Source organism: Ancylomarina subtilis (assembly GCF_004217115.1).
Classification (GTDB): Bacteria; Bacteroidota; Bacteroidia; order Bacteroidales; family Marinifilaceae; genus Ancylomarina; species Ancylomarina subtilis.
On sequence record NZ_SHKN01000001.1, the window covers coordinates 1,023,907 to 1,042,875 of the forward strand.

Sequence of the window (18,969 nt, forward strand, 5' to 3'; positions counted from 1 at the left end):
GTACAGTAACAAGGTCTGATATCAGAGAATAAAATCAAAAAAGAGTAATGAAGGTCAAAACATAAAATGTCTGACAATATGATTCCGGTAAAAAAACGGGTTTAACACATCCGCATACACATTCGCATACAAAGCATAAAAAAGGCTTCGTTAGGAATTAACTTCCCCAATAAGGGAATTAAGAATGGGTGTTCGAAATTGCAGAAAGTATTGTTCATTTCTAATTTAATTTATATTCTCCATAACTATTGGATCAGGACTTAGCACCTTAACTGGTGTCAGGTTGCTAGAGTTTCATCGAGCCTGTCTCTCCACTCTTCTGTATAAATCAACTATTTCTAATTGAAATTGACGCTGCAAACATAGAGAGCTTTTTTTATCTTTCCAAGCCCTCTTTAAGTACAAAATCAAAAATACATCTCTTATGTTTAAATTATATTTCGGGTTTATGTTTTTTTAAACGAACAAACAAATCCTCATACTGAGCTGATTTTAAACAACTAACAAAACACAAATAATACGTCAAAATAAATACCCGAAGGTCTTTATTTTTTCTTGAAAGTTTTTTGAAACAAAACTAAGAAAACCAATTTCATGTTTAAAACATGACATCTTTCACTACATATGTATGAAAAATAAAAAAGGTGCAGCCCCAAGACTGCACCTAATTCTAAAATATAAACCTCAAACTTACTAAGCCCTATTTTATGACTGATTTTTAAAAACCAGCTTTTCCCCCTCCAGTTCAATCGAGATAGTATTCTCAGAAATCAGTCTTCCCGACAAGATCTCTTTGGATAGCGGATTGAGAATCATTCGCTGAATAACACGCTTGATGGGTCTGGCTCCAAACTGAGGCTCAAAACCAACATCAGCCAAATGAGAAATAACATCTGCTGACACTTCCAGTTGAATATCCTTTTTAGCCAGCATGCTTTTTAAAGCACCAATCTGAAGCTCTACAATTTGTTTAACTTCCTCAATATTAAGAGGCGTAAACATCACGGTTTCGTCAATCCGATTCAAAAATTCCGGACGAACCGTTTGTTTCAACAGTTTTAGTACTTCAATTTTAGTTTCATCCAACACGGCCATCCGCTTATTCATATCGATATTCTCCAATTTATCCTGAATAATATGGGCTCCCATATTCGATGTCATAATAATGATGGTATTTCTAAAATCCGCCACTCGGCCCTTATTATCCGTTAATCGACCTTCGTCTAAAACTTGCAACAGAATATTAAAGGTATCCGGATGTGCTTTCTCAATTTCATCCAAGAGCACAACTGAGTAAGGCTTGCGTCTGACGGCTTCAGTTAATTGTCCTCCCTCGTCATAGCCCACGTATCCCGGAGGAGCCCCAACCAAACGGCTTACCGCATGACGCTCCTGATATTCACTCATATCAATACGAGTCAAAGCATTTGCATCGTTGAAAAGGTACTCGGCCAAAGTCTTAGCCAACTCCGTTTTTCCAACACCTGTTGTTCCCAAAAACAAGAAACTTCCAATGGGGCGACGACTGTCCTGCAAATCGGCACGCGAACGACGGACTGCATCTGCCACAAGTTCAATCGCCTCATCTTGCCCGACCACACTCTTATGCAGCTCATCTTCCAAATACAAGAGCTTCTCTCTATCGCTACGCAACATTTTTGAAACGGGTATGCCCGTCCATTTTGCCACCACCTCAGCAATATCTTCGCTGGTCACTTCTTCTTTGATTAAAGCCGTCTCCTGATTGGCAACCAATTCATTTTGAAGTTGATTCAACAGTTCTTCATCTTCTTTAATCTTGCCATATCTAAGCTCAGCAACCAAACCGAAATCACCATCACGTTCAGCTCGGTCAGCCTTCTGTTTGTGATCTTCAATCTGCGCCTTTACCGATTGCACTTTTTCCACCAAATCTTTTTCCAAACGCCACTTGGCATAAATACCTTCCCGACTTTCCTTAACATCAGCCAGTTCCTTTTTTATCTGTGAAATCTTTGCCTTATCCTTATCGCGCTTGATGGCTTCCAACTCAATCTCGTATTGCATAATCTTACGATCAAGCACATCCAACTCCTCGGGTTTGGAATCGATTTCCATACGCAATTTTGCTGCCGATTCATCCATCAAGTCAATCGCCTTATCGGGTAGAAAACGATCGGTTATATAGCGTTGTGAAAGTTCGACTGCCGCGATCACAGCACTATCCTGAATCCTCACTTTATGATGACTCTCATACTTATCCTTAATACCACGAAGTATCGAAATGGCACTTTCCCTATTGGGTTCACTAATCATCACTTTCTGAAAACGACGTTCAAGCGCCTTATCTTTCTCAAAATATTTCTGATACTCATCCAGTGTGGTTGCTCCAATCGCACGAAGCTCGCCACGCGCCAAAGCGGGTTTTAAAATATTGGCTGCATCCATGGCACCCTGACCACCACCAGCACCAACAAGGGTGTGAATTTCATCGATAAACAGGACAATTTTTCCGTCTTCAGCAACCACCTCTTTTACTACAGCCTTAAGCCTTTCTTCGAATTCACCTTTATACTTGGCTCCGGCAATTAGAGCTCCCATATCCAGAGAATAAATAATCTTATCCTTCAGGTTGTCGGGGATATCCCCCTTCACCAAACGATGGGCCAAACCTTCAGCAATGGCTGTTTTTCCTGTACCAGGCTCACCAATCAGCATGGGGTTATTCTTCGTTCTTCGCGATAAAATTTGCAAGATTCTACGAATCTCCTCATCCCGACCAATTACAGGATCCAATTTACCATCATTGGCCAGCTTATTCAAATTACGTGCATACTTGTCAAGAGAATTATAACTATCCTCCTGCGATTGCGAGGTCACATTCTTCCCCTTACGCAATTCATTAATAGCCCCAGAAAGATTGCTTTCAGTTAAACCATTATCTTTCATCAAACGTGAAATCGCATCCTTAGCCTTTAGCATGGCGATTAACAAATGTTCGATTGAGACGTACTCATCTTTCATTTTTTTTGCAATGTTTGCCGCATCGTTCAATGTGTTTACCGAATCACGCGACAACATAATTTCACCTCCCTGAACTTTGGCAAAGCTTTGAATAATATGATCAATTGTTTTTTGAAAAATCTCCGCATTGATGCCAATCTTTTTTAAAATAAAAGGCAAAACATTTTCATCAAGTTCGAAAATGGCTTTTAAGATATGAGCGTTCTCTATTTGTGGATTTTCAAAACCCTGAGCTATTTGTTGAGCATATTGTATCGCTTCCTGCGATTTTATGGTGTAGTTATTAAAATTCATAGTTCCTTATTTTGATTATTTATAAGTCGACTCATAGTATTCAAAACACATACCCTTTCATGTATTAAGTCAAATTGACAGAAATTGGAATCAAGCATCTGACATAATAACACTATTAAATTATTCAAAACTGCTTTTTAGACAAAAAAAGTGCAGCCCCAAGGCTACACTCAAACGATCAATTCAAAACATCAATCTAAGCATTGTTAATGTGCTTCATCAAAGCTCACCATCCACTGTATACCAAACTGATCGGTAAACATACCAAAATAAGATCCCCAGAACGTTTTATCCATAGACATAATCACCTTCCCATCTTTGGACAGCTTATTATAAAAATTATCTGCAGCCTCCTTACTATCCGCTGCAATTGAAATAGAAAAATTATTCCCGGCTTTAAACTGACTCGCCCACTCTCCGCCAGTATCACTTCCCATCAGCACTGTTTCTTTGCTAATAGGCAGTGAAACATGCATAATCTTATTCTTGTCCTTATCGGAAATTGGACATTTAGGATCTGCAGGCATATCGGCAAATTTTGCCACATGAGAAAAATCACCACCAAAAACCGATTTATAAAAATTAAAGGCTTCTTCGCAATTCCCATTAAAAGTCAGATAAGTGTTAATTGTTGTCATTTTTGAATAATTTAAAAACGAATTTATATAAAATGGTTGTTTAGAATCTTTATTATAGTCTATCGCAGTTTGACCAACAGAATATCAATTTATGAAAATTTTGAACAGGAAGCAATATTATTCGGACACAGACCTCTTTTATACATCAAAACTAATAATCAATAAAAAAAGCTGCCCCTAAACGAGACAGCTTCACAGACTTCGAATCTTATATTTTATTATTTTTTCTTGGTAAGCTTATTTACACCAAAACAGGTATAATCTTTCTTTGGAAATGACACTTCAAAACTTGTTTCAATCTGATTATCAGAAAGAATTTTAACCGTCCAACGTGCTTTTCCACCCGGAACAAAGTTCTCGATCACTTCGGTATCGAAAACCAATAGCGAATCATTCGATAATGAATCGTTTAAAACGTATTGATTGACGTAGCCTTCATTATTAAATTGCCGATAAACAATAACATCCCGACTCTTATCATACGAAATAAAACCTCTGTCAATATGATGCTCACCTTCAGGATTGCGTTCAGTAGGATCAAACCTGGATTCATTTTTTATTTCAAGATATTGGCCTCCCATCACCAACTGACAGCTGGATTCAATTTGAGATTTATTATTGCCAAAGCCACTGCCCGTTCCCGACCAATCTCCGACCATAGCTTTTAACCTGACAAAATGATTTGTTTGTCCAAAACTATGACAACAAGCCAATAACAATCCAACAAAAATAAGGGATAATTTTTTCATATTCATCTGTAATAGGTTTTCAATCGTAAGAGTTAGATATTTAGTTAAATCGACCAAATATATAAAATCCGAGCGAAGACACCACCTCTAATAAACTTAAAATGCACGGGAGGCTTCTTAAAAGAAAAATTAAAAATAAAAGCCAAAGTTTTTCAACTTCAGCCTCCATGCAAACTTGTAGTTAAATTGATTATTTTATTTTGAACCTATTTTATATCGATTAAAGCATCTGTTTATCAAGAATAATAACTCGTCTTTTAATATGGGTTTCGCTATATAGTCGTTACATCCAACTTCAATCGACTTTTCTCTATCGCCTATTAGCCCTAGAGCTGTTTGAGCAATAATGATCACATCCTGATTGGTTTTTCTGATCTCACGAGTAGTATCATAGCCATCCAGCAGCGGCATTTTCATATCCATTAATATTAAATCAAGATGCGGATTCGCATTAAAAAGATTAAGTGCTTCTATCCCATTTTTAGCAAAGATTATATCCTTACAAATCTGTTTGATCTGTGTTGCCATTAAATTTCTAGACACCTTATCATCATCAACGATCAATACATTTAATTTTTCATTTTCAAAAGTTGAACGATCAGTCAGTGGAGTAAGTTTGTAATCATTCGTGTCATCTGCTTTTACATTGCAAGGTAAACTAAAATAGAAAATTGATCCTTTTCCGAGTTCACTCTCCAACCAGATTTTCCCACCAAGCATTTCAACATATGCCTTAGAAATCGATAAACCCAAACCTGTTCCTTCAAAGGCTCTTTGGTTACCTATATCTGCCTGAATGAACCGATCAAAAATTGCTTTTTGTCTTTTGGGATGTATGCCAATTCCTGAATCCTTCACACAAAATACAAAACAGTCTTCTTTCTTCTCAACCTGAATTTCAACATAGCCCTTAGAGGTATATTTAATGGCATTATTAACCAGATTCATCAAAATAGCAAGCAATTTTTCCTTATCGGTATTGGACTGAATTTCTTCTAAAGGCAATAATTTACTTAAGCTAAATTGTAAATTTTTCTCATCCGCATTAGACTTAAAAAAAGAATAGACATCATGAATTAATGCATTGATATTAATTGGGGAAATTGTGATTTCCATTTGCCCGGATTCAATCTTCGAAATATCAATCAAATCATTAATGACTGCCAGCATACGCGCACCACTTTTTTCTATCAATTCGATATATTCCTGTTGCTCACTCGCACCAAGCATAGGCCTTTTTAAAAGGTTGGTAAAACCCAAGATACCATTCATTGGCGTCCGAATCTCGTGACTCATATTGGCAAGAAAGGCCGATTTTAATCGATCACTTTCTTCGGCTCTTTCTTTTGCAATCATTAACGCCTTTTCTGCCTCTTTTCTCTCTGTTATATCTTCATGTGTCACAACGATATATTCAACCTCTCCTTTTTTATTATGAAGGGGATATATGCTTGACGACAACCATTTGTCACAATTTCTATCAATACCATTAAACTGACTTTTAAGTCTGAACAGATACTCAGGAACAATAATGGTTTCTCCTTGATAAGCTCTAAGAATGTATTCTTTCATTCCCATTTCCCGGACATCTTCACTTTCTAAAACATTAAACTGATTAATGGTTTCGGCAGCTTCAACACCCCAAAATTTCTCATAAGCTTTATTTACAATTACTTGACAGCCGTTTCTATCATAAACTTCCATTATTCTGGGAGACTCTTGCATCAAAAGAGAAAGTCTGAATTCACTCTCTCTTAACTTGTCTTCAGCCAACTCTCTTCTTTTTATTTCATTAGCTTGAATCAATACCCTGCCCAGGTAATTGACTGTATTTTGTAACTCTTTTACGAAAAAATGATCAAAAGCCTTATTGCGTCCTAAAATCAACATACCATAGCCATGCAGACAAAAGCTATAATAATAATGATCGTTTAAAACATATTTTGGACACTCTTGTCCCGGGTCAATATCCAAAGAGCAAAAATAAGCCAATACACTGGCCCACTCATCAGATTGACTCGCAACAATAGGAATAGTCATCAACTCGCATAAGCCTTCATTGTCTTTTTTTAAAACACCAGCAAGAAAACAATTAAGTTTTCGCAAATAAAGCGGCATCGTTTTTTTAAGAATCAATTCTTCCTCCTTTTCGAAGCTAATACTGAAAACCAATTCCAAAAGTATCTCAGCTTGTAAACATTTCTCTACCATATCCCAATTGCTATAGTCTTGTTGTAAATTTCCAAAAAAGAATCCCCCTCATTTGCTATTTCACCCAGGCTTAGAATACCCGAAACCTTTTTATTCTCCGATAGGATTCCCAATTCCATTCCATAGGTTTCATTCATGAACAAAACACGCGAAATACAATCGATGCAAAAAAGAGCATCATGATCCATCTCATTTTGAAGATTGGATAAGGCCAAATCTTTTGCATTTGAAGCCCCCTCAAGAAGCGATTCCAAATCACCATTCAGTATTTTAATGTATTCTCCTTCGCGTATCTCATCAATCAGCTGAAGCCCCTCAGATGTGAGCCAAATGGGATCTCTCACAATCATTTCTGCATCAAGCTTCTCTATACCTAAAGGATAGGATTTTGCTATCTCATAGAAATTATCTGCCGTTATTTTTTTGCCCGAGTGAGCTTCAACAAAAGTTTTGTAAACCTCAACAGCAGGTTCCCAATTAATCGTTTGAACCAAATTATGATCTGTCTGAGTAATCTTTAAAACATCCGAGATGGCTTTCCAACCATGGGCAACACCCAAAGTCATTTTTTTATCAGCCCATCCGATGACTGCTGCGTTAGCATGTATACCTTCGTTGGAGATAATACATGGTAATGATTCAAAACTCAAAGAGCCTGCCCCACCTCCCACATAACTGGTATTCATTCCAAAGAAATCAAATAGGGATTCAATAAAACTGACCTTATGTGAACTCAAGGCATCTACAAAAACAAATAACGAACTTTGACTCGCTAATGAATCCACTTGAACATCCTTTAATTGCTTCAAAAAATCCTCAGAGTTTTCATTTAAATCAAAAAGCTGGGTTTTTATCTCAAAAGACAAAGGAAGTAATAGGACGCCACTGTTTTTACGCTCACCTTCAAAAATCAATTCAGGAAAGACACCTCCGATAAAAGGCTTTTTTATTTCGTTCAGTATAGGGGCTAAAAGATCTTTGGTATAATGATCGGCATCTGCCATCAAGAACAGAACCGCCTTAGTCTGTTTTTCCTGTTCCAATTCACGAATAGTGTGCTCCAGATTTACTAAATCATGAGCATGAATATAAATTGATCTCATATCTAATACAATCAGTTAATTCTATAGGCTCAAAATAAGGACTCACCCTTAAAATTAACAATAAATATTTAAGATCAAAAGTTTAAACAACATTATAGCAAAGCTTTACAAAAACAGATAATTTTCATAAAGGATAAAAACCCAGTTTTATCAGACAATCTTTTCAGATCTGTTTTATTTGATTCGTAAGCATTTTAGCGAGATTAAAAAACAATTCAACGCTTGGCAATAAGGCTCGTTCATCGATATCAAAATCAGGGGTGTGATGTTGCAAACACTTCGTGTTTAAGGAAGCTCCAACACCTATAAAACAAGCTTTCCCTCCCCTGTTCTGCACCTGATGCATCAGTGAGGTAAAATCTTCACTCCCCCGATTGACCTCATCCGACAAAACAATATCAGAAAAAAACGAAATCTTTTCAGCCTCTGATTTAATGCATTCAGCAAGTGCACTATCGCCCACAGCTCCTGAAGCTTGCCCCTGCTTAAGAATCTCAAAGCGACAATTCTGCTGACGGGCAGATGAAGCTATAATTTCCTGAGCCTCCTTAAACAATAGACTTTCTCGTTCCTGATTATTAGCCCGCAATTCAAGCTCCAGACTTGCTTTGTCAGCTATAATATTTCGAGCAGTTCCACCTTCCACTCGCCCAACATTGACTCGACTGAAACCCTCACCCTGATATTGTATCGCATGCAAGCCTACAATGCAGTTTGCTGCAGCCAATATGGCATTATTCCCTTTTTCGGGACAAATACCAGCATGAGCCGCTTGCCCATAAAAAATAACATCCAGCTTATCGGTCGCTGCGGTTCCATTCTGGGAACAGACCAGTTTTCCCAAAGGCATATTACTCCACAAGTGAGCAGCCAGAAGGTAGTCCACATCTTTTAGAAAACCCGATTTCACAATAGCAGCAGCCCCTCTAACCCCCTCTTCGGCGGGTTGGAATAACAATATAATTTTTCCTTTAATCTGATCTGAATGCGTACCAAGGTAATGTGCAACTCCCAAGCCAATAGCCGAATGGGCATCGTGTCCGCAAGCATGCATGACAGCACAATTCTCAGACACAAAGCCCTTATCAAAGGGGATGTGATTCTCTGTCATCGCCTCTTCTATGGGCAAAGCATCCATATCAAAACGAAGAGCAATAGTAGGTCCCTCACCACAATCGAGTATGCCCGCAACCGCTGTACAATGATTGGCAAAGGGTTTCAGCTTTTCTGTACCATAGAGCTGTTCTGCCCTTTCAAAAGCAAGTTTATTCTCCTGCTCCGAAGGCAAACCCATCAGGCCAGAAGCCTGCATCACTTCGGCCCCCTTTTTTACCTCAAATCCCAGTGCCTCTAATTCATCAGCAATAAAAGCTGCGGTGGCATATTCGAGCCAAGCCAATTCAGGCTGCAAATGAAAATGCCTGCGGTAGGCAATCGTTTTTTTCTCAATAGACTTATTTATCATCCCAAATTATTCTTTACAGTACAAAATAAAGCAATAATTCAATAACGACTTACTCAATTATCAATCGTCTTGATTTTGGATATTTCACAGAATATCTTAATTCCAGTTCTTTTTTCTTCGTCGGTTCTAAGCTAAATTCCCACTTTATTTCGCCCTGCTCTTTATCCTGCTTAGCACCACTTATCTTTTGAATTTCAACCTCAATTTCTTCGAGTTGAGAAACAGGAACCTGATCGAGTACAATCATCTGAATAGTTTGACTCTTGTTATTCTTGATAGTTGTTCTCCATGCACGAGCTTCTTCCTTTTTTGAGCCAATAAATTGTCTGGTGGTAAAATCTTTTAATTTCTCACGCTTAATACTTACATTCTTATCGCTTCCCATTGAAATTTGCAAAGTATCTGATGCATTTTGAATATCTAAAAGTGTTTTCCCAACAAAAGTTCCTTCGAAAAAGATATTCGCTTCCCCTTCGAGCAATTTGTATTTTCCCCATTCATTGATATTTGCTATCAAGAAAGCATCCTGATTAATTTTAGGAATACAGAAATACTGATAAGATGCTGGCAGTTCATAAACAGCCATATCAACCGAATAATTTTTATTATCAGATTTCACAGAATAAGGTGTTTGAATCTCAAACTCGACGTTCATTTGTTTTTCCCTAGTCTGAAAAGGAATAGAAAGACTTGAGTTGCTTCTGCTTTTAACTCTTTCTTTTTTCTTTATATTTACACCAGCAACCTGACCTTGAAGTGCTCTCAAATTTCGCTTAGAAACGCCATATCCCGTAACAACAACCTCATCCATACCAACATTCTCTGTCTCTAGAGTGACATTCATTACCGAACTGCTTACAGCTAAGGTTTGAGATTTCATACCAACAAAAGAATAAGTCAATTGATTTGAATTGGCAGGAAGCGTGATGGAATATCTTCCATTGATATCCGTCACAGCTCCGATTGTTGAACCAACAACAAAAACACTTACACCTGGAAGAGCCAAACCATCATCAGCGGAAACAACTTGCCCACTAACCAAATTGATCGATCTGTTATATACAGGAGGATGCGAATTGTAATCTAAAAAATAAGGTTTCAGCTCCGGGGCCACACCTGAGATCTTTGGATTTGATGAAGAAAACTTAAGTTTCACATTATTCCAGGCCACCTTGGTATCTTGTCGAAGATTTGCCTTGTAAATCAACTCTAGTGGTTCATTGATGTTTTTAGCACGTATGTCATAGGATGGAAACCACCCCGCATTCCCAACAAAGTACGACAGTTCAAATTTTGAAATCGTTTTTGATTTTGCTTCTACTTTTACCACAATTTCACCATTGGCATAGATTTTTTTACTACTAATCGTTTTCAATTGATTCTCAAGACCTGAGCGTTTCTTCATCAATTCAGATTGGGTATTTTCCCTTTCAATCTTCTTCAATTTCAAAGCTGTTAACTTCGTACTATAAAAATCAGAGGCTTCTTTCAAATTAGCCATACTAACCTGATTGTACTTACCACTTATGGCACAATTCTCTTTTAATAAGCTCAGTTCTTCATTGATAATAGACATGTAGACTTCTTCCAACCTCAACTGTTTATTTAAATCCTTAAGCTTCGATTCAATAGCTATAATCTCCTTGGGTTTATCAAGCTTATCAATAAAATTTTGCTGATGATTTACCGACAAAACAGTTACATCACCAATAGCTTTTACCTGTACACTTTTTGCATCAATAAAAGGTGACAGGTTTACGAACGTTAAAAGAGTGACTCCTGGCATCAGTTCAACTGATTTTTCACGAGAAAGCTGAGCTCCCTCAATAAATACAGTCGCAGCCTTAACCTCTGTTTTAACTTCTTTCTTATTAAATTCACTTGCATATGTATGACCAAATAGCAAGCACAAAACAATTAAATTAAACACTTTCATTCCTAATCAATTTATAGTCAATATTCTTTATTAGCAAAATCATCCCATCAAACAAATTCACCCCTCATACTCCTCCCTTGGGTTCCTGATCGCGTTGCCCGAGCTTACAAAAGGAAGTCGAAAGAAAGAATGAGTGCCTGAGACACGAAGGCAAGCAGATTCTGTTAATCTGATATTTTCATCAAACTAACAGGCCTCCTTTATCTTTAAAACTTCTTGTAAAAACTCAAACTAACTTGATGAAACAGATCGATACTCAATCTCCTTATATATAGCCCTAAGGTCTTTACAACCCATCACAAACAAAGGAAACAGAGCTATTGGAACGAACAGTAAAGGCGTGAAACCAGTAGTAAAATACATAAAAGTTGTCAGCACAATAAGCAAACTCAAGAGCACGGCAAATATGGTGAGAAGCATAATGTAAGTTCTCTTCTTAAGTTTGAGTCTTTCCAAACTCAAAGCAGCTAGCTTGTCTTGTTTCATTATTTTAGGTTTTAATATGTGGTTAGGTTTTAACGGATGAGAAATCAAGATGCCCCAATCTCTCTCATTTCAAATCTTCTAAATTACAACGCCTTACAGGATACAAAACACTCATACCAGCCTTTATTTCTTTATGCCCGACTTCAATAATTTAATTTTAATGGGCTCAAGATAAACCAGGCAACCCTTAGGCATTTTTAAGAGTTCAGGTTCAATCAACTGATAAAAGGTCTCAAGCATTTCCGTTTCATCAACCATTTCAATCATTATGGGCAATTTCTCGGTCAGTTCCCAAAACTTTGAAGAGCTAATATGGGTGCTGCTTAATCCGTACCCCATAACACCACGATACACGGTTACTCCGGATATCCCTTTCTCCTTTGCCAGATACACAATGTGTTCATAAAGCAATTTCATTCCCATTTTGTCTGTCGAACTTGCGTATATTTTTAAAACGCTATAATCTTTTGACTCCATATTACAATAAGTTTGATGTGATGAAACCCAGATAAACGGCTAGAAAACCGAATAAAATACTCAGAGCCGTATATAAAAACACCGAGAGAAATTGCCCGTTATGCATCAACATGAGATTCTCACTGGTGAAACTTGAAAATGTTGTAAACCCACCACAAAGGCCAACCATTAATAATAACCTGAGATCTGCGGTCAGAATGGTACTCTTATCTGAAATACCCATTAAAAGACCGATAATAAAACTCCCCAGCACATTCACACTAAGGGTTCCAATGGGAATGGCAAAAAAAGCAATATTGAGATTCAGCCTTGAAAGAAAATATCTTGCAACACTTCCAACAAACCCTCCGATTCCAATTAACAAGATGTTCTTAATCATGATATATTTGAGTTTTTTATAAACAGCTGCAATAAAGGTGTCATTTTACATGAGATCGTTTTTAATTTTCAAATTCTACTGTTGATACAACACAAACTTCTTAAAAGATACACATAGAACGATTGCCGACGTTCACAGTCAGACAAATTGCTTCGAATTACAGCATTCCTAAATTAATAAAATTCAAAAGCAAACAATAAATTAAAGCTGAGTAAAATATACAAGAAACATAAAATAGAACCCTTCTATATAATTATGACTAACAGAAGAATCGACACAAAAATGAAAGGAATCAAAGGTGAATTTCTAAAACATAAGACGTTCCATACTCAAGCACATTTCGACGAGGCTCAATGCCCAATAAATCGGACAAAAAACAGCACATAAAAAAGGTGCGGGACTCCCCCCACACCTTTAGTTTCTCCATCAAAATCCCTCTCACCGGACTTGCTTCAAACTTGTTTTTAAACCTTAAGCCCAAGGGATCTTATCAATTATAACAGATCAAATACACTGAGTCATTTCCCTTTTGGAGTCCGTATGAATTTCATGCGCTTGTTTATTCAGCAACGAAACAATAAGAGCGACGGCTACACCCGCATTGTGTGCACCCGAAACATTTTGAGCATACACTTTGGGATTCACATCAGTCGCAAACATCTTGTAGCGATCAACCTCTCCACTCACAAAAATGAAGGGTGGTTTGTGTTTCTTAAGGTGATCTTTTGCAGCCTTATAAATCAGACAATGGGTTGTCTCCAATGAAACCCCGTTGGGGTCATGAGGATAGTGAGCCGCGAAGGCCGCACCGGTTTCTCCATCCTTTTGGGCATATAGGCTATAATCGGTTACATTCACATCACCCAAGGCAACAAAATCTTTATCTACATAAACCTGCTGACCCTCCAATGCAGGATTGGTGGGAGGACAAAGCATTAATTGACTGTAATCTGTAAAATCCACAGCCTTCAGCTGATCAATAAAAGTGGTCGATCCTGATTCCATAATTTTATCCCAGGAATGACATTGGTAATGGCTCTTTGATTGATCATCGCCACCATTGTGCATAAACACCCGACTCCCAATCACCACCGAACCATTAATATTGGACGATTTAAAAACGGGATTATGGGCCAGCCCCGGACCTGAAGAGGCCGTTCCTACTGCAACAACCAATTCAATTTTCTTTTCTATGTCGTACTTAAAAATGATAGGCAGAAGCTTCATTTTTTCTTCCGAACTCGATTGGAATTCCTCAGGGCTGCAACTCAACAAATCGGATATACACCAAACTTCAATTGTTTTGAAATCTGTATCCAAAACCAATCTTGGAAGAGTATCCTCAGCACGAGTAGATTTCACGGGTCCGTAGGAAGGATAAGTCAGGCAAGTTAGCCGGGCATCCAACTCGATACCACATTGTTCGTTGATATATTTGTTGGTCAACACCCAACAAACCGGATCACACTCCCAGTACTTATTGACAACGATAATAACTCTTGTTTTTTTGCTCATAATAATTGAATAATAGATGTAATAGAAATACGATAGTTTAAGATAATTTTAAGGCGCATCAACTTTGGGAGATAAGGGAATCACCTCGCTAACCCATGCAATGATCTGTATGGAAGGCTTATGGGACGCAGGCCCTGACATCAGAAAAGGCCCCAAATAGGCCGTATCGCTACTGGCCAACGACTTATCCATAATCGTTTTATCATCCTGGTGCCAGTTGGCATTCAATTTAACGTCTCTGGCAATCAGCATGCCTGTAGGAATCAGAGGAAAGGCTCCCTCGTTTACCTTAGATGAACCCGAAGAACAAAAACCGGCCTGCTGACCTGACAAGTACCACTGATTCATTTTAAACAAAAGAAGATTAAACCAGGGGCGTCGAAACTCAACAAAAAGGTATTTCATGTCGAGGGATTCAATTTTCGTTTCAGGGTTCATTGCCTGAGTTGTTTGCCCTCCCAAATTCCATTGCAGCTTTTCTTTTCCTTGAATCGTTCCAAAAAGACCATTCTCAGAACTGTTGTTTAGATCAACCGACACCTCACTAAAACGGCTAATATCAGCCGTCGCCCAATCTTCAGGACTGGCATAAACAGGTCTCCAATCACCGGAGGTGCCATCCATATCCTGAAAATATTCTTCTTCGAATTGTTTTTTGGCATTGGCGATCACACCACTGACAAAGGGGTCGTTTCTCAGAATGGTGGCCCCATTCAGAAAATTGGCATACAACATTTCGGTTGAATATGAGGATGCAAAATAATTCGGATCGAATTTTGGAACCGGATCAACCAATTGTCGAAAAGCAAACAGGGGTTTCAAATCGCCATTGGGATTGGAACCGGATCTCGCGTCTTTATAAGCATCAGGATCAAGACTAACGGGCAGTTGATTCAATTGAAAAATGGGTTTGTTTTGCGGCTGGACATCAAGTACATTGCCAGCCAGGGAAGGATTTCCGATCAAGGAGGAAGCCTGCTGAAAACCTGAGGCAAACTGGTTGCCGGAAAAGCTCAGACCTGCTTTTTCAGCTGATCTCAAATCGGCGGTCTCGAATTCGCTCGCTCTGGGTATTTTGACTGAATTGGCTATTGCTTTTATTAAATCCATCGTCTTTTTTCTAAATCATTACAAGCTGTAAACAAGCTTTTCAAACTTTACTCTCATAAGGCAGGTTTAATAAGAGGTGAGCTACAGACTCACCTCTTTTGATCTATCAAGGGGAATTAAAATAATTTTGCTTCGCCTTGTTGATTGGCACTTTCAAGTTGTTTTGCAGCTTCCGGTGGACTATAAGGCATGATGCTATTGATCCATCCAATCAACTGAAGTCCTGGCAACTCAAGTGTTCCCCCATCAAATTTCGCCTGGAAATTGCTTTTCGACGAACTATGAGAATAACTTCCGCTCACACTGAATGGTCCCCATCCGCCTGAAGCTTTGGTCGAAATTGATTTCGCAATAAAGCTTTTATCTTCAGAAGAAAAATCGGCTGTAATTTTCACATTACGAGCAATAATAAAACCGGTTGGAATTAATGGCATAATCCCCAATAGGTTTTCAATTTGAGCATTTGAAATGCCACCCTTCTCAATACCATTCACAAACCAATCCTTCATTTTCAGAATCAATGGATTGAACCATGAACGCTTAATGGTTACATTAATCAGTTCGGCTTCCAGTGTTAAATTTTCAGCATCCATATGCGATCGCTGCTCTTCTGAACTTCCGGAAACACCACCTGAAGCATGCCACAAGCCCCAGCTTCCACTAGCTTCTGACGCATATTGAGTCGCAGAACTACTGGCTGTTTTATTTAAATAAGAGCTTTTGAATGTTAGTTTTGAAGCCTTACAGCTGTCATCGTACCAATTGGTAGGCAAGGCATACGAAGGCAGCCATGGGTTGCCACCAGGTGTAGATGGTGCCATTTGATGCTGTTCATTAATCATCTTAATGCTTTCAGCAATTACATATTTAACCGCATCGTTGATGGTAGACACAAGGGCATTCTGAGCCTCTTCAACTTCGGCTTTGCTTGCACGAACCCACTTGTTCCATGCCTGATCCAGAGTCAGCTGCAGCCCGGGTGCAACAGCATTCCAAGCTCTTTGATCTTCTTTTTTGTCCAAATCGTAACCATCATAAGCCGTACGATATCCACCAACAGCCGTAATATAAGCCGCTTGTGCCTCATCGTAAGCATCAGCCTCAGGACTGGGTTCGGTCACAGTTTTAACCCCACTCATTGTCTTCTTCTCAACTTCCACATTAAGGAAATTGAAAGCCTGCTGATAGAGTTTCTGCTGGTCGGGATTGGGTTTACTATCCGAGTTCGCACCTCGAACGATAGTCCCGTATACATCCGATATTTTTTGACCCGAATCGCTCCACATGGCATCGGTGTTTGGCAAAGCATCTACCATCGCCGAAAAGAGTTCAGCTTTGGTTAAACTTCCATTGGGATTTCCCGGATTCATCATATCCACAAAATCATCAGGATTGATGACAATATTCTTTGCAAATTGAATAAAGGTTGTATCCTTATGCCAGGAAGCAACCTTACCATCAGGCGAGTATGTGATGGCATCAAAAAGACGATCGTATAAACTTTCAAGAACTTGTTTTTCTTTATCAGGTGTCATAATTTCAATTTTAATAGATTAAATGAATTAATTAAATCAGGCCTAAAGGGACAGCTACATGATAAAAAACCTCTGCATGTACTATATCAATCATGCCCCTTTGCAAATCAGCTACGAAACCTCATTGCTTCGGTATAATCATCCGATTTTTTCGTAGGAAAAGACCTGAGAATGCTCCGGGAAACGCCGGAATATAAACCTTCAACTAGTGTTGTTTCGCCATCTGATTGGTCAAGCTTCTCGCTTCAGCCCAATTGATTTGACCCGAGTTCGCTCCAATAACAACATCATTACCTAAATTGGTTCTAAAATGCCAGTGCGGTTCAATTGCAGCAGGATGAACCAAAGGCCAGCTTAAGCAAATCTGAGTAAATTTATCGCCTCCATTTTGTGTGTGGAAAATTTGAATGGCTTCTTTAATTCCAATTTTATAGTCGTCAAACGCCACAATTCCAAGCGGACACATAACCGGTTGTGCCATTGTTGTTCCCATCAAAGGCGCCTGAGCGGAATAATAAGAATAACAGTCCCCATCCTTTGAACGCAAAACAATATCCCAACCTAAAATGTCACTTAGATCTGCCCCCATACCGTGCTTAATACGAGCTGTTTTTCTTAATAGGCCATTAAAATTGACACCAGTTTCTTTTTTAGCGCTAGCTAGTAATTCTGAAATTTTCATAATTTTGTTTTTAATTTTATTTTAAAATTGAGTACGGCATAGGCGACTGCTCACATGATATGGATACTTAATTCGCACTTAAAACCTATATCTTGTGATATTCGCTTATGCTTAAGCTTTAGTCACTTGACCTCCTTCCTTTTTTAAATCTCTATTCATTAAACGATTCTTTTTTATATCTCTTATTTTAAGGGGTTTTAACTCAAATCGGCAACATAAAACCGATAATGCATTCGTGTTTAAAATTGAATCTCTATAAAACATATCAATTACTACAAAAAAGTTATACGGCATGACTTAGACCTTGATTTAAAATCGAGGTCATCTGTGAAGAAAAAGGGAGAATCTTATTTCTTCTTTTTGGTGGGATCGTTAAAATAAACCTGCTGTACCTTTATAAAACCAACACATAAAGCTTTTATAAGAACAACCGTTATTTTTGATTCAATTCAATAATTCAAACAGCTAAAAAGCTGTATATCATATTCTAAAATAAAGTTAAAGAAAAAAAACTTTAAACTCCAAATCGACTAAACATTAACCACTGAAATTCGGTCACTTATCAATGAAAAAACAACATTCACGACACATTAGATGTATTGATTTTACTACAGACTCACTCTATTTTCGAACAGAACGATTTTTTTTTATATCAGGATGTATTTCTTTATTTCGTATTGAAACTCACTATTCGAAAACGAATATTTATCCGGATTTAACAATTCAATTGGATGGGGTCTATTCAATAACAAGAAGGCCCTAAATGTCTTCACTGGAATTTCTCATGGGATTGACACTAAAATGTTTGGCTGTAGTCTATTCGTGGAAGGCTTATTTATGATCGGCTCAAAAGATGGCCCCTTTTAAGCCATATTCGTTTTACGAAAGCTTCAGAAAGAACGGGACGTTGAGAACTTGGTGCGATATTCTGAAAAAACGATTCGCACCCCAAGGCTTTATAAGTCATCAGATAATAAAACAAGAGGGCAAACAAGACGCCAGGACATACACCAGTTCCCTCAGGAGCCTTTCCCGGAATTGCTCCCCTTATGCTCCTGCAGAAGTTTGGAGCAAACCGACAACAAATTTGACTTAATCGTTTTCATAAAGTCTTAATCTGTTTCTCAAAGCATTTAATTCGTCTCTCAATGCCTTTTCTTTCTCTAAAAGATTAAATACGACATCGATGCCTTCAATATTAACGTTTAGCTCGTGATGCAAACGGATCATTTTTTCGAGGTCACTTATTTGGTCCTGATGTATAAATTGATCTTGTTCAATGATTACAATTTGAATCAGTCCTGTTTGGTACAAAGCATCAATAAATGAAAATTCAATCTCGTAGTGCGAACAAAGGGTGGTTATTTCAATTAAATTCTTTTCCAT

Annotated in this window: 15 protein-coding genes and 1 riboswitch; all 15 genes read right to left on the reverse strand. The window is 38.1% G+C overall.

Features of this window, described 5'->3' with window-relative positions; genetic code table 11:
* Window positions 1-227: 227 nt before the first annotated feature.
* Window positions 228-330, reverse strand: a riboswitch (SAM riboswitch).
* Between the two features lie 375 nt (window positions 331-705).
* Complete coding sequence (gene clpB / locus EV201_RS04255) at window positions 706-3,297, reverse strand: ATP-dependent chaperone ClpB (RefSeq protein ID WP_130306150.1); 2,592 nt, start codon at window positions 3,295-3,297, stop codon at window positions 706-708.
* Between the two features lie 206 nt (window positions 3,298-3,503).
* Window positions 3,504-3,935 (reverse strand): VOC family protein, encoded by a 432-nt coding sequence (locus EV201_RS04260; protein ID WP_130306151.1) that lies wholly within the window; start codon window positions 3,933-3,935, stop codon window positions 3,504-3,506.
* Between the two features lie 218 nt (window positions 3,936-4,153).
* Window positions 4,154-4,684, reverse strand: coding sequence for a hypothetical protein (locus EV201_RS04265; protein WP_130306152.1), 531 nt, complete (start codon window positions 4,682-4,684; stop codon window positions 4,154-4,156).
* Between the two features lie 195 nt (window positions 4,685-4,879).
* Window positions 4,880-6,895, reverse strand: coding sequence for an ATP-binding response regulator (locus tag EV201_RS04270; protein WP_130306153.1), 2,016 nt, complete (start codon window positions 6,893-6,895; stop codon window positions 4,880-4,882).
* Complete coding sequence (locus EV201_RS04275) at window positions 6,889-7,998, reverse strand: FIST signal transduction protein (protein WP_130306154.1); 1,110 nt, start codon at window positions 7,996-7,998, stop codon at window positions 6,889-6,891. Before EV201_RS04275 ends, EV201_RS04270 begins: the two co-directional genes overlap by 7 nt.
* Window positions 7,999-8,161: 163 nt before the next feature.
* Window positions 8,162-9,463 carry an amidohydrolase gene (locus EV201_RS04280; protein WP_130306155.1) on the reverse strand — a complete coding sequence of 434 codons (1,302 nt, stop codon included), beginning with the start codon at window positions 9,461-9,463 and terminating at the stop codon, window positions 8,162-8,164.
* A 49-nt stretch (window positions 9,464-9,512) separates the two neighbouring features.
* A complete protein-coding gene (locus EV201_RS04285; RefSeq protein WP_130306156.1) occupies window positions 9,513-11,399 on the reverse strand; it encodes a DUF4139 domain-containing protein in 1,887 nt (628 codons plus the stop codon).
* Between the two features lie 231 nt (window positions 11,400-11,630).
* Window positions 11,631-11,885 carry a hypothetical protein gene (locus EV201_RS04290; protein ID WP_130306157.1) on the reverse strand — a complete coding sequence of 85 codons (255 nt, stop codon included), beginning with the start codon at window positions 11,883-11,885 and terminating at the stop codon, window positions 11,631-11,633.
* A 123-nt stretch (window positions 11,886-12,008) separates the two neighbouring features.
* The gene (locus EV201_RS04295; RefSeq protein WP_130306158.1) at window positions 12,009-12,362 is read right to left on the reverse strand and encodes a DUF190 domain-containing protein; all 354 of its coding nucleotides are present in this window, start codon (window positions 12,360-12,362) and stop codon (window positions 12,009-12,011) included.
* Between the two features lies 1 nt (window position 12,363).
* Window positions 12,364-12,741 carry a fluoride efflux transporter CrcB gene (gene crcB / locus EV201_RS04300; protein ID WP_242610452.1) on the reverse strand — a complete coding sequence of 126 codons (378 nt, stop codon included), beginning with the start codon at window positions 12,739-12,741 and terminating at the stop codon, window positions 12,364-12,366.
* A 504-nt stretch (window positions 12,742-13,245) separates the two neighbouring features.
* Window positions 13,246-14,256 carry a hypothetical protein gene (locus tag EV201_RS04305; protein WP_130306159.1) on the reverse strand — a complete coding sequence of 337 codons (1,011 nt, stop codon included), beginning with the start codon at window positions 14,254-14,256 and terminating at the stop codon, window positions 13,246-13,248.
* Window positions 14,257-14,304: 48 nt separating this feature from the next.
* The gene (locus EV201_RS04310) at window positions 14,305-15,366 is read right to left on the reverse strand and encodes a hypothetical protein (RefSeq protein WP_130306160.1); all 1,062 of its coding nucleotides are present in this window, start codon (window positions 15,364-15,366) and stop codon (window positions 14,305-14,307) included.
* A 116-nt stretch (window positions 15,367-15,482) separates the two neighbouring features.
* Window positions 15,483-16,901 (reverse strand): hypothetical protein, encoded by a 1,419-nt coding sequence (locus tag EV201_RS04315; RefSeq protein WP_130306161.1) that lies wholly within the window; start codon window positions 16,899-16,901, stop codon window positions 15,483-15,485.
* 205 nt (window positions 16,902-17,106) lie between these two features.
* Complete coding sequence (locus tag EV201_RS04320; RefSeq protein WP_130306162.1) at window positions 17,107-17,583, reverse strand: hypothetical protein; 477 nt, start codon at window positions 17,581-17,583, stop codon at window positions 17,107-17,109.
* 1,092 nt (window positions 17,584-18,675) lie between these two features.
* Window positions 18,676-18,969 carry a chaperone modulator CbpM gene (locus EV201_RS04325; RefSeq protein ID WP_130306163.1) on the reverse strand — a complete coding sequence of 98 codons (294 nt, stop codon included), beginning with the start codon at window positions 18,967-18,969 and terminating at the stop codon, window positions 18,676-18,678.